Raw genomic sequence first — 12,541 nt, forward strand, 5'->3', positions numbered from 1 at the left:
ATGCTGTTCATGGTGGAAATGGACGTCAACATCCCGCGCGATTTCGACGCGGACGAGGCGGCGCGATTGAAAGCGGCTGAAAAGGCCCGCTTCCAGGAGCTTCAGGCCGCCGGCACCTGGCGCCACATCTGGCGCGTGGTGGGCCACTACGCGAACGTCAGCGTGTTCGATGTCGAAAGCAACGCGCAGCTGCACGATCTGCTGACCAGCCTGCCGCTCTACCCTTTCATGACCATGCGCGTGACCGCGCTCTGCCGCCACCCCTCGTCGCTGCACGACGACGACCGCTGAGCGGACCACCTTCATCGGGAGAGAATTCATGGACACGAGTTTCATCAAGACTGCCGAAGTTCAGGCCCTGTTCGACAAGGCGGCCGGGCTGGACACCAGCGGCGGCAACGCGCGGATCAAGGCGATCATGCGCGACCTGTTCGAGGCGCTGGCCGGGGTGATCGTGCGCAACGACGTGAGCGAAAGCGAGCTGTGGGGCGCGGTGAAGTATCTCCAGGATGGCGCGGCCGAAATCGGCCTGATCATGCCGGGCACCGGGCTGGAACACTTCATGGACCTGTTCCTCGACGCCAAGGATGCCGAAGCCGGCCTCACCGGCGGCACCCCGCGCACCATCGAAGGGCCGCTCTATGTCGCGGGCGCACCGCTGGTCGAGGGCGATGACGTCAACCTGACCTCCGATCCCGACGATACCACTACGCTGCACATGAACGGCACCGTCACCGGGCCGGACGGCGAGCCGGTGAAGGACGCTATCCTGCACGTCTGGCACGCCAATTCGCAGGGTTGGTATTCGCACTTCGACCCGACCGGCGAGCAGACCCCGTTCAACAATCGTCGCCGTATCAAGCTGGGGCCGGATGGGCGCTATGCCTTCCACTCGAAGATGCCGCGCGGCTACAGCGTGCCCCCCGGCGGAGCGACCGACGTGCTGATGCAGGCGCTGGGCCGTCATGGCAATCGCCCTGCGCACGTCCATTTCTTCGTCGAAGCGCCCGGCTATCGCCGCCTGACCACGCAGATCAACTTCGGCGACGATCCGTTCGCCAAGGACGATTTCGCCTTCGGCACCCGCGAGGGACTGCTGCCGGTGCCGGTCCGTGCCGGCGACGACGCCACGATCGCCTTCGATTTCGTGCTGCAGCGTGCGGCCGATGCCGAGGACGAGCACTTTTCCACCCGCCGCCGCGCTGCCGCCTGACGCCGCGCGCAAGGAGAGGATGACGCCCATGTCCGCTTCGCTCAGGACCAGGATCGAGACCGCCGTGGTCGACGATCCGCAGGCCGGCCGGTTCCGCTGCCGCCGCGACGTGTTCACCGATCCCGAGCTGTTCGAGCTCGAGATGAAGCACATCTTCGAGGGCAACTGGGTCTACCTGGCGCACGAAAGCCAGATTTCGTCCGTCAACGACTGGTTCTCGACCTGGGCGGGGCGCGTGCCCGTCATCATCTCGCGCACCAAGGACGGCGCGCTCAACGCCTTCGTCAACGCCTGCTCGCACCGCGGGGCGATGCTGTGCCGGCGCAAGCGCGGGAAGGGGCGGATCTTCGTCTGCCCGTTCCACGGCTGGAGCTTCACCAACGACGGCAAGCTGCTCAAGGCCAAGGATGAAGCCGGCGGAGCCTATCCCGAAAGTTTCGATACCGACGGCTCGCACGATCTGACGCGGCTGGCGCGCTTTGAAAGCTATCGCGGCTTTCTGTTCGGCAGCCTCAACCCCGACGTTGCGCCGCTGGCGGACTACCTTGGCGAAACGACCAAGATCATCGACCAGATCGTCGACCAGGCGCCCGAGGGGATCGAGGTGCTGACCGGCAATTCGACCTACACGTTCGACGGCAACTGGAAGTTGCAGATGGAGAACGGCTGCGACGGCTATCACGTCAGCTCGGTCCACTACAATTACGCGCAGACGATGGGCCACCGTGCCGAAGGCGGCACCAAGGCGGTGGACGCCAGCGGCTGGTCGAAGGCGGTCAGCGGTGTCTACGGTTTCGAGCATGGTCACATCCTGCTGTGGACCAACGTGCTGAACCCGGAGGTCCGGCCGATCTGGGCGCGCAAGGAGGAGCTGGAGCAGCGGCTGGGCAAGGTGCAGGCGGACTTCATTGTCGGCCAGAGCCGCAACCTGGGCCTCTATCCCAACGTGTTCCTGATGGACCAGTTCTCGACCCAGATCCGCGTCGTTCGGCCGGTCAGCGTCGATCGCACGGAAATCACCATCTACTGCTTCGCGCCCAAGGGCGAGAGCGCGGAACTGCGCGCCACGCGCATCCGCCAGTACGAGGATTTCTTCAACGTTTCCGGCATGGGCACGCCGGACGATCTCGAGGAATTCCGCGCCTGCCAGTCGGCCTATACCGGGGCGGGCGAGCTGTGGAACGATCTCAGCCGCGGCGCGCGGCGCTGGATCGCCGGACCGGACGAGAACGCCCGCGCGATGGGGCTCAACCCGCTGCTCAGCGCCGAACGCAGCGAGGACGAGGGTCTGTTCGTCCGCCAGCATGAATATTGGGCCAGCGCGATGCTGGATGCCATCGCCCGCGAAGATGCCGATCGGGAGGCCGCGCAATGACCATGGACCATGCCGCGATCTGCGCGTTCCTCTACCGCGAGGCCCGTCTGCTGGACGACCGCCAGTGGGACGAATGGCTGGCGTGCTACGCGCCGGACGCCGAATACTGGATGCCCAGCTGGACCGATGACGATGATCTCGTCACCGATCCGCAGAGCCAGATCTCGCTGATCTACTACCCCACCCGCGAAGGGCTGGAAGATCGCGTCTATCGGCTCAAGACCGAGCGTTCGAGCGCCAGTATGCCGGAGCCCCGCACCGCGCACATGATCGCCAACGTCGAAGTGCTGGAGCAGCGCGAAGGCGCGGTGGACGTGCGCTACAACTGGCACACGCTCAGCCACCGGTATCAGGTGACCAACCAGTTCTTCGGCACCACTTTCTGCACGCTCGACACATCGGGCGATGCGCCCGTGATCGCGCGCAAGAAGATCGTGCTGAAGGATGACTACATCCATCAGGTCATCGACGTGTACCATGTCTGAGCGCCAGGCGATCTTTCCCGGCCGCTTTGCCGGCAAGGCCGTGGTCGTCACCGGGGCGGCGCAGGGCATCGGGCGCGCGGTGGCGCTGCGCGCCGCTGCCGAAGGCGCACGGGTGCTGCTGGTAGACCGGGCGGCCTTCGTGCACGAAGTGGCGGCCGAAGCGGGGCCGATGGCGCATGGCTTCATCGCCGATCTTGAAACCCACGCCGGGGCCGCGGCCGCGATGGCCGAGGCGGTCCACCTGTTCGGGCGGATCGATATTCTGGTCAACACCGTGGGCGGTGCGATCCGGATGCGGCCCTTTGCGCAGTTCGAGCCGGATCAGATCGACGCGGAAATCCGCCGCTCGCTGATGCCCACGCTCTATTCCTGCCACGCCGCGCTTCCAGCCATGCTGGCGCAGGGGAAGGGCACGATCGTCAACGTATCCTCCAACGCGACGCGCGGCATCCGCCGCGCGCCCTATTCGGCGGCCAAGGGCGGGGTCAACGCCTTCACGCAAAGCCTGGCGATGGAATATGCCGAACAGGGTATCCGCGTCGTGGCGACGGCGCCCGGCGGTACCACCGCGCCGCCGCGCCGCGTGCCGCGCAATGCCGAAGGCGACACCGCGCAGGAGCAGGCGTGGATGGCGGAAGCCGTCGCGCAAGTTACCGGCTCGTCGTTCCTCAAGCGCTACGGCACGATCGAGGAACAAGCCGCTCCCATCCTGTTCCTGGCCTCGGACGAGGCGAGCTACATCACCGGATCGATCCTGCCTGTGGCAGGCGGCGATCTGGGGTGATCAACGAGAGGACGCGCCAGATGTCCAAGATCCATGCCAGCCCTTCGGTCGCACTAGAGGGCCTGTTGTTCGACGGAATGACGATCATGTCCGGCGGTTTCGGCCTGTCGGGCAACCCGGAAAGCCTGATCCCCGAAATCCGCAAGGCCGGGGTCAAGGACCTGACGGTCATCTCCAACAATGCCGGGGCGGACGGCTTCGGCCTGTGGATGCTGCTGGAGAGCCGCCAGGTGCGAAAGATGATCTCGTCCTATGTGGGCGAGAACAAGCTGTTCGAGCAGCAGTATCTTTCGGGCGAACTGGACCTTGAACTGAACCCCCAGGGCACGCTGGCCGAGCGCATCCGCGCGGGCGGCGCCGGCATCCCCGCGTTCTACACCCGCACGGGCGTGGGCACGGTGGTTGCCGAAGGCAAGCCGACCGAAGTGTTCGAGGGCGAGGAGTATGTGCGCGAGACATGGCTGCGCGCGGACCTCTCTATCATCAAGGCATGGCGCGCAGATCCTGAGGGCAACCTCATGTTCCGCAAGACCGCGCGCAACTTCAACCCGAACATGGCGACGGCAGGCCGCGTCACCGTGGTCGAGGTGGAGGAGATCGTGCCCGCCGGGACCTTCGATCCCGACTGCATCCACACGCCGGGCATCTACGTGGATCGCATCGTGCTTTCGACGATCAACGAAAAGCGGATCGAGAAGCTCACCACCCGGCCAAGGGAGGATGCATGATGTCGCAGGAAACCAAGGGCTGGAACCGCGATGAAATGGCCGCTCGCGCCGCGCAGGAATTGCGCGACGGCTACTACGTCAATCTCGGCATCGGCATTCCCACGCTGGTGGCCAACCACGTGCCGTCGGGCATCAAGGTCACGCTCCAGTCCGAGAACGGGATGCTGGGCATCGGACCGTTCCCCTATGAAGGCGAGGCCGATCCCGACCTGATCAATGCGGGCAAGCAGACCGTGACCGCGCTGCCGACGTCGAGCTTCTTCTCCTCGGCCGACAGCTTCGCGATGATCCGGGGCGGGCACATCGACATGGCCGTGCTGGGCGCGATGGAAGTTTCGGCCAATGGCGACCTCGCCAACTGGACCATTCCGGGCAAGATGGTGAAAGGCATGGGCGGGGCGATGGACCTCGTCGCCGGCGTCAAGCGCATCGTCGTGGTCATGGACCACTGCGCAAAGGATGGTCGTCCCAAGATCCTGCCCGAATGCTCGCTGCCGCTGACCGGCAAGCGGGTGGTCGATCTCATCATCACCGACCTCGCGGTGATCGCCGTGGACCGCAAGGCTGGCGGGCTCACCCTGCTCGAATGCGCCCCCGGCGTCAGTGTCGACGAAGTCGTTGCCAAAACCGGCGCGTCCCTCGCGCTCGCGGAAGGTCTGGCCTGATGCCCTTCGTCCATTCTCGCGGCGCCCGCATCCACTGGAAGCTGGAAGGCGAGGGCGGCGCGCCCGCGCTGGTCCTGCTCAATTCCATCGGGACCGACATGGACCTGTGGGACCCGCTGCTGCCCGCCCTGCGCGCGCGCCATGCCCTGTTGCGGATCGATACGCTGGGTCATGGCGCTTCCGATGCGCCCGAAGGCGATTATGCGATGGCCGAACTGGCCGATGACGTTTTCGCGGCGATGGACGCGGCGGGGATTCAGCGCGCGGCCGTCGCGGGCGTCTCGCTGGGCGGCATGATCGCCATGGAGATGGCGCTGGCGCAACCTGGCCGTGTCGAACGCGTGGCGCTCGTCTGCACCTCGGCGACGATGGACCGCGCCGCCTGGCAGGCGCGCGTCGAGATGGTGCGCGAGCAGGGCATGGCGGCCATCGCGGGTCTCGCCATGGGTCGCTTCCTCTCGCCGGGCTTCATCGCGGCGCAGCCGGCAGTTGCCGCCACGATCCGGCGGCAACTGTTGTCCATGGACCCGGCCGGCTATGCTGGCTGCGCCGCAGCCATCCGCGACATGGATCTCGCAGACCGCATCGCCGCCATCGCCTGCCCGGCGCTGGTGGTCACCGGCAACGAGGACACCTCCACGCCCTGGACGGGGCACGGAGAGCATCTGGCCGGACGCATTCCCGGCGCCCGCCACGTCGCGCTGCCAGCCGCCCATCTCGCCACGCTCGAAGCGCCGCAGGCGCTTGCCGAGGCGCTCACGTCCTTCCTTGACGATTGAAGCACCCTTCATGACCGAAGCATTCATCTGTGACGCGATCCGGACCCCCATCGGCAAGCTCAACGGCGCGCTGTCCTCTATCCGCGCCGACGATCTCGCCGCGATCCCGATCAGCGCGCTGATGGCGCGCAACCCCGGCATCGACTGGAAGCGGGTGGACGATGTCATCCTGGGCTGCGCCAACCAGGCGGGCGAGGACAACCGCAACGTGGCGCGCATGGCGGTGCTGCTGGCAGGGCTGCCCGATGTGGTTCCGGGCTGCACTCTCAACCGCCTGTGCGGCTCGGGGCTGGACGCGGTGGGCAGTGCGGCGCGTGCGATCCGTTCGGGCGATGCCGACCTGCTGATCGCGGGCGGCGTGGAGAGCATGACCCGCGCGCCCTATGTCATGGGCAAGGCCGCCGCGCCTTTCGATCGCGGCCAGAAGATCGAGGACACCACGCTCGGCTGGCGCTTCGTCAACCCGGCAATGGCAGCCGTCTACGGCGTCGATTCCATGCCCCAGACCGGCGAGAACGTGGCGGAGGCCTGGGCCGTGAGCCGCGAGGACCAGGACCGCTTCGCGCTCGCCAGCCAGGAAAAGGCAGCCGCGGCGATCGCCGCCGGCCGGTTCGTCAGCGAGATCGTGTCGGTCGAAGTGCCGCAGCGAAAGGGCGACCCGCTGCTGTTCGAGGCTGACGAACATCCGCGCGCCACCAGCCTTGAGGCGCTGGCGCGGCTGAGGCCGGTGGTCCGCGAAGGTGGCACCGTTACCGCGGGCAATGCTTCCGGCCTCAACGATGGCGCCGCCGCCATGGTGGTCGCTTCCGAGACGGCTGTCCGCCTCCACGGGCTGGTTCCGCGCGCCCGCGTGGTCGGCATGGCGGCAGCAGGCATTGCGCCCCGCGTGATGGGCGTGGGACCGGTGGAGGCCGCGCGCAAGGTGCTTGCCCGCGCGGGTGTGTCGGTCAGCCAACTGGACGTGATCGAGCTCAACGAGGCTTTCGCGAGCCAGGCCATTGCCACGCTGCGTGATCTGGGCATCGATCCGCTGACGGACGGCAGGGTCAATCGCAACGGCGGCGCCATCGCGCTCGGCCATCCTCTCGGTATGTCGGGCGCGCGCCTGGCGATGACGGCGGTGGCGGAACTTCAGCGCACCGGCGGCCGCTATGCCCTGGCCTTCATGTGCATCGGCGTGGGGCAGGGGCTGGCGATGTTGCTCGAACGCGTCTGAGCACGGCATCGTCGCCGGGTGCTCGTTCGCGCAGCCTGCCCAGGACGGCGCTTGAGCAGGGGCGCGGTGTCTATGCGGCGATTGCGCTCGATTTCGGTGCGATGATCTGGAAGGTTGCCTCCACAAGATAGAAAAGCTGGAGAGCCTGATCCCGATGACCGAACTGTCTGCCGACCGCCCACTGGCCGGTATCCGCATCGTGGACGCGGTTTCCGGCCCGTTGGCGTCCATCACGCGCCACTTGGCGGACCTTGGCGCGCGCGTCGATCGCTTTGGCGGGGCCGAGGGCCACAGCCCCGCACAGGCGGGGAAGGTGCTCCACGATACCGCCGTGACCTCGCCCGATGGGTTGGCTGCCGCGCGGGCGGCGGACATCGTGGTGGTGGATGCTGCGCAATGGGGAGCGCTGGCGGCCCTGCGCCAGGATCGGCCCGAACTTGTCTCCATGGCGGTCAGTCCATTCGGCGCGGAAACCTGCCTGTCGGCGTGGCAAGCAACCGGGCCGGTGCTTCATGCGATGACGGCGATGCTGTCACGGTCGGGCATCGGCCTGAACAAGCCGCTGGTACCACCCGGCGACCTTGCGCACCAGTGTGCCGCCGCGCAGGCGGCCTTCGTGCTGGTCGGGGCGCTTTACCGCGCGCTTGGCAGTGGCGTTGGCGCGCATTTCGATTTCGCCGCGCTGGAAGGGGCGGTGCAGGCGCTCGACCCCGGATTCGGCATCAACGGCAGCGCCACGCTGGGCAAGCCGGTCGGCCTGCTCGACCGGGCGCGTCCTCCAATGGGCAAGCTCTACCCGATTTTCGCCTGCGCCGATGGCGCGGTGCGGATCTGCCTTCTGGCCAAGCGGCAGTGGCGCGGGATGTTCGCCTGGATGGGCGAGCCGGAGCAATTCGCGTCGCCCGAATTCGACCAGATGGCGCACCGCTTCGCCTCGCCCGATCTGGTGCCTTTCATGGCGGGCTTCTTTGCGGGACGGACGCGCGGCGAACTGGAACGCGAAGGCCAGTTGCACGGCGTGCCGATCGCGGCATTGCAGGACATCGCGGGGTTCATCGCGTCCGATCACGCAGCGGCCCGGCAGGCGGTCGTGACCCGTCCCGACGGGTCACGCCTGCCCAATGGCGTGCTGACGGTGGACGGGGCGCGGATGGGGCCGCTGGAGGCGGTCCCGGGCGGCACGTTCCCTCAGGCTTTGGAACGCACCTCGGCAGGGTTGCCTCTGGCGGGGTTGCGGGTGCTGGACCTTGGCGTGATCGTGGTCGGCGCGGAACAGGGGCGGCTGCTTGGGGACCTGGGCGCCGACGTGCTCAAGATCGAGAGCCAGTCCTTCCCCGATGGTAGCCGCCAGTCCTATCTCAAGCATGGAATGTCGGTGAGTTTCGGCGCGGGGCATCGCAACAAGCGCAGTGTCGGGCTGGATCTGCGCTCGGAAGAGGGCAAGGCGCTGTTCCTCGATCTGGTGGGCAAGGCCGATGTGGTCTGCTCGAACTTCAAGCCGGGCACGCTGGAAAAGCTCGGGCTGGGCCGCGACGTGCTGCGCGCGATCAACCCTCGGATCGTGCTGTCCGAAAGCTCGGCCTTCGGTGACAGCGGCCCGTGGAGCGGGCGGATGGGCTATGGCCCGCTCGTGCGCGCGGCGACGGGCCTGACCGCAGCCTGGCGCTATCCGGACGATCCCGAAAGCTTCAGCGACGCGATCACGGTTTATCCTGACCACGTCGCGGGCCGGATCTGCGCGATGGGCGTGGTTGCCCTGCTGATCCGGCGCCTGCGGACCGGCGGGGGAGGGCTGTCGTGCGTGTCGCAGGCGGAAGTCATGCTGTCCCATTTTGCCGAATATGTCCCCGCTGGAGCGATCACCGGGCCGGTCGATGCACCGTGGGGCGTTTTCCCTGCCAAGGGCGAGGACGAGTGGATCGTGGTGACGGTGCGCACGAACGCGGAATGGCAGCGCCTGTGCGAGCGGATAGGCTTTGCCGGGGGCCACGCGCTGGACACGGCGGAAAAGCGGCTGGCCGCGTCAGCCGAGATCGATGCGCGAGTTGGCGCGTGGACGGCGGAGCGCGAGGCAACCGCTGCGGCAGAGGAACTGCAGGCGCTGGGCATCCCCGCCGCACCGATGTTGCGGCTGGTCGATCTGCCGGATCACCCGTGGTATCGTCAGCGCGGATTTTTCCGCCCCGAAACGCACCCCTGGATGCGCGAGATGGTGATGGGCGAATCCTATGTGGCGGTGAGCGCGGACCTGCCGCCGCCGCCCGCGCGCCCGGCTCCGCTGGCCGGGGAGCAGACGATCGAGGCGCTGGCGGAGTGGCTGGGGTTGGCGCCGGAAGAATTTGATGCGCTCTGCGCCGCGGGCGTGCTCGAACCGACGCCCGAAAACGTGCTGGCCCATGCACGCGAGCATATCGGCGTGTTGGCGGCCGGGTGATGCCGACAGGCCTGCTACCGGCCTGCTGACGAAGGTCAGAGTCCTTAGTTCCTTCACCTGAAAACGATGCGGATTGATCGAACTGGAAAACGTCGCCTGGTCCCGGCAGAACTCGGGATCAGCGCCCACACGGTGAAGCACCACATGAAGGGCGTGTTCGGGAAAATGGGGATCGAACGCCAGGCCGATCTCGTCGCGATCGTTTCCCGGCTCTCCTGACTTATGACGAAGCGGGGTCCAGAAGGGCCAGCGCTTCGATTTGGCCGAGGGCCACTTGCACCCGTTCCGCGACTTTTTGTGCCAGCAGGCCGCGTGTCCCATCCGTTTCGAGTTCGCCGTCCAGCGAGTCGAGACGCAGCGTGCCGTTGTCGATGGCATCAAGCAAACGCGCGCCGATGGTCGCTCGATCGGTTTCCCCGTCCAGCAGGGAAAGCACCGCTTCGCCAAAGCGGTCGAGCTTGACCGGCGCGTGGCGCAGGCAGGTGAGCCAGGGCTGGCCGACCTGCGCTTCGTACCGGGCGAGGGGCCAGGCATTCGGCTTTTCCGCAGCGGCTCGCCCGATCGTCAGTGGCTCGCTGGCCATGGTGATCAGACCGGCCACGATGATCTGTTTCATCGAGTTCAGCAACCGGTCGGCCACGGCACGGCGCTCGGCTTCGCCCTTCGTTTCCAGCAGATCGAGCAACTGGCGAAGGTTGCGGGTTTCGGGCCAGCACGTGCCAAGAACGTCCAGCGCTTTTGCCACGGCCGGATCGTTGGTGGTGATCGTTGGCCCGGCAGGATCGCGCAGCACCGTTGCATCGTTTTTCGACAGCTCCGGAGCGACGCGCAGCTTGCTCGCGAAATGCAGGCCGGCGATCCGGTTGTGGTCGATGGTTCGGTTGATCTGGTCCGCCACCTGCGCCTTGACGAGAAGGGATTGGCGAAACTGCCGGCCCTGGAAGAAGTCGAAGTACTGCTCGGCCATGCGCGTGCCCGGCCCGGCGATGGCAGTGAGCAACTTGTTCATATCGGGGCTTACGGCTGCAAGCTGGGATGTGTGCAGGTCCGTGTCCGAAAGATAGGCAAGGCCCGCGCGCTCCGCTCTTTCGACGAATTCGTGAAAGTAGCAGGGCGCGTTCTCGTCGACGAGGAATTCGCCCAGAATGTAACTGTCGGGTTGTTTTTCAAGCTGCCTGGCTTCCTTGCGCAGAAGCTGGCCATATGGGGTGGCGTCGCTGCTCAGATTTGCGAGTTGTTCCAGCAGCCAGCGCCCGCGCGCGACCCGCTCCCTGAGATCGGCGATATGCGCGGTGTGGAACTGGAAGATGTCGCGAATGACCTGGCGCAGCTGCCAGCCCGGCAGAACGTTGTAGCTGACGTAGGCGATCCCGTTGGGGGCCAGCCGCCCTCCGCAGATGTTGAGAATGCCCTCCTGCGCTGCGCGCGGGACCCAGCTGAACACGCCATGACAGATGATGTAGTCGAATTCGCCTTCCACCACGTCCGGATCGGCCAGATCTCCCTGGTAGATGGCCACGTTGCCAAGCCCCAGCGCCCTGATCCGTTCGTTGGCCATGTCGACGTGGCGCGTTGAAAGGTCGATGCCGGTAAAGCGGGCCAGGGGAAAGCGAGCTGCCAGCGGCAGGATGTTCCCGCCCGACGCACAGCCGAGTTCGAGCACCCGGGCCTTGGAGACATTGGGCGGCATGAGGCCGAGCAGCGTCCCCAGTGCGGCCAGGCTGGAGGGCTGGGTGTGGGCGAACGGCATCGAATCGTAGGGTAGGGAATTGTAGTATCCGCCCGGCTCCCCGGCAGTCTGGTCGATTGCCTGCGACATGGACCTTGTCTCCTGATGGCGCCACAGCTTGGGCGTTTACGGTGGGCGAGCCAATAGGATTACCTAGCGCTATTGGGGGAAATCGGATGACAATAAATTGCCCTGAGCCAGGCGTGGCGGCGCATTTCTCCGGAAAAATTCAATCGGTAGAGAGATTTATACGATTGTTTCAATCGCCTTCATGGCGAGCGTATCGCAACTGATTTTATGCGATGTTTCGTATGAATTGACTCCGGGTAACCATTGTGTGCTGACTGTGCTCTACTGTGCAGGGGACTTTGACATGGCTTTGACCTACTACGTCAAAATCGACGGTATAGTCGGAGACTCGACAAGCAAGGGCCATGAGGGCTGGCTGGAGTTGCCGTCCTTCAGCTTTGGCGAAGCCAATTCCTCAAGCCTGGCCGGCGGCGAATTGAGTGCCGGTGTGGCCACGTTTGCGGACGTCTCCCTTCTCGTGAGCGACTACACCGCGTTGACCTCGTTGCTTGCCAGCAATGCCGGGGGCAAGCACATCGCTGCTGTCGAGATCGAAGGCGTGACTGATGGCGCAAACCCCGGCACGGTGTTCGACCTGACGCTCAATGACGTGATCGTCAGTTCGGTGAGCGGCGGTGATAGCCCGGGCGGCGATGCCGCCGTAAGCGTCTTGCTTGGCTACAGCCGGATCGGCCTTGTCACCACCAGCCAGAACGCGGACGGCAGCCTTGGCGCGCAGCAATCGTTCGGCTGGGACATTGCCGCCAACAAGGCGATCGATCCGGCCACGCTCACTGCGCCGACCAACACGTTCGCGGGCGAGGTTCCCGATCCCGTCACTTATTACATCAAGATCGACGGTATCGCCGGGGATTCCGTCAGCAAGGACCACAAGGGCTGGTTCGAGATCTCGTCGTATTCCTTCGGCGAGAGCCTGGCGGCTTTGGTCAGCTCCGGCGGCCTGGAAACGGGCAAGGCCAATTTTCAGGACATTTCGGTCAGCCTTGGCGATGCGACGCCACTGGCGGCGCTGCTGGCCGCTGGTGCCAGCGGGCAGCACATCA

13 protein-coding genes are annotated in these 12,541 nt (G+C 66.0%); 12 read left to right on the top strand and 1 reads right to left on the bottom strand.

Going from position 1 to position 12,541, the window contains the following annotated elements; genetic code table 11:
- From catC to OLX02_RS20210, 11 genes are all read left to right on the top strand, one after another.
- A complete protein-coding gene (gene catC / locus OLX02_RS14780; protein WP_264424083.1) occupies positions 1 to 291 on the top strand; it encodes a muconolactone Delta-isomerase in 291 nt (96 codons plus the stop codon).
- A 28-nt stretch (positions 292 to 319) separates the two neighbouring features.
- On the top strand, positions 320 to 1,213 hold the full coding sequence (locus OLX02_RS14785) for a dioxygenase (RefSeq protein ID WP_264424085.1): 894 nt from the start codon (positions 320 to 322) through the stop codon (positions 1,211 to 1,213).
- Positions 1,214 to 1,241: 28 nt separating this feature from the next.
- A complete protein-coding gene (locus OLX02_RS14790) occupies positions 1,242 to 2,588 on the top strand; it encodes a Rieske 2Fe-2S domain-containing protein (protein WP_264424087.1) in 1,347 nt (448 codons plus the stop codon).
- Positions 2,585 to 3,073 (top strand): benzoate 1,2-dioxygenase small subunit, encoded by a 489-nt coding sequence (gene benB, locus OLX02_RS14795; RefSeq protein ID WP_264424088.1) that lies wholly within the window; start codon positions 2,585 to 2,587, stop codon positions 3,071 to 3,073. Before OLX02_RS14790 ends, benB begins: the two co-directional genes overlap by 4 nt.
- A complete protein-coding gene (benD, locus tag OLX02_RS14800; RefSeq protein WP_264424089.1) occupies positions 3,066 to 3,857 on the top strand; it encodes a benzoate diol dehydrogenase BenD in 792 nt (263 codons plus the stop codon). Before benB ends, benD begins: the two co-directional genes overlap by 8 nt.
- Before the next feature lie 20 nt (positions 3,858 to 3,877).
- On the top strand, positions 3,878 to 4,585 hold the full coding sequence (locus OLX02_RS14805; RefSeq protein WP_264424090.1) for a CoA transferase subunit A: 708 nt from the start codon (positions 3,878 to 3,880) through the stop codon (positions 4,583 to 4,585).
- A complete protein-coding gene (locus tag OLX02_RS14810; protein WP_264424091.1) occupies positions 4,582 to 5,250 on the top strand; it encodes a 3-oxoacid CoA-transferase subunit B in 669 nt (222 codons plus the stop codon). The genes OLX02_RS14805 and OLX02_RS14810 overlap by 4 nt, the downstream gene beginning before the upstream one ends.
- The gene (gene pcaD / locus OLX02_RS14815; RefSeq protein WP_264424092.1) at positions 5,250 to 6,029 is read left to right on the top strand and encodes a 3-oxoadipate enol-lactonase; all 780 of its coding nucleotides are present in this window, start codon (positions 5,250 to 5,252) and stop codon (positions 6,027 to 6,029) included. Before OLX02_RS14810 ends, pcaD begins: the two co-directional genes overlap by 1 nt.
- 10 nt (positions 6,030 to 6,039) lie before the next feature.
- Positions 6,040 to 7,245 carry a 3-oxoadipyl-CoA thiolase gene (gene pcaF / locus OLX02_RS14820; RefSeq protein WP_264424093.1) on the top strand — a complete coding sequence of 402 codons (1,206 nt, stop codon included), beginning with the start codon at positions 6,040 to 6,042 and terminating at the stop codon, positions 7,243 to 7,245.
- A 154-nt stretch (positions 7,246 to 7,399) separates the two neighbouring features.
- The gene (locus tag OLX02_RS14825) at positions 7,400 to 9,679 is read left to right on the top strand and encodes a CaiB/BaiF CoA-transferase family protein (RefSeq protein ID WP_264424094.1); all 2,280 of its coding nucleotides are present in this window, start codon (positions 7,400 to 7,402) and stop codon (positions 9,677 to 9,679) included.
- A 66-nt stretch (positions 9,680 to 9,745) separates the two neighbouring features.
- Positions 9,746 to 9,898 carry a LuxR C-terminal-related transcriptional regulator gene (locus tag OLX02_RS20210; RefSeq protein ID WP_413630314.1) on the top strand — a complete coding sequence of 51 codons (153 nt, stop codon included), beginning with the start codon at positions 9,746 to 9,748 and terminating at the stop codon, positions 9,896 to 9,898.
- Between the two features lies 1 nt (position 9,899).
- Here OLX02_RS20210 and OLX02_RS14830 read toward each other — a convergent pair whose 3' ends face one another.
- Entirely contained in the window at positions 9,900 to 11,498 is a 1,599-nt protein-coding gene (locus OLX02_RS14830; RefSeq protein WP_264424095.1) for a methyltransferase regulatory domain-containing protein, read from the bottom strand.
- Positions 11,499 to 11,679: 181 nt separating this feature from the next.
- Here OLX02_RS14830 and OLX02_RS14835 point away from each other — a divergent pair.
- On the top strand, positions 11,680 to 12,541 hold an 862-nt coding region (locus OLX02_RS14835; RefSeq protein WP_264424097.1), incomplete at its 3' end, for a type VI secretion system tube protein Hcp.

It is taken from the genome of Novosphingobium sp. KCTC 2891 (assembly GCF_025938155.1).
GTDB lineage: Bacteria > Pseudomonadota > Alphaproteobacteria > Sphingomonadales > Sphingomonadaceae > Novosphingobium.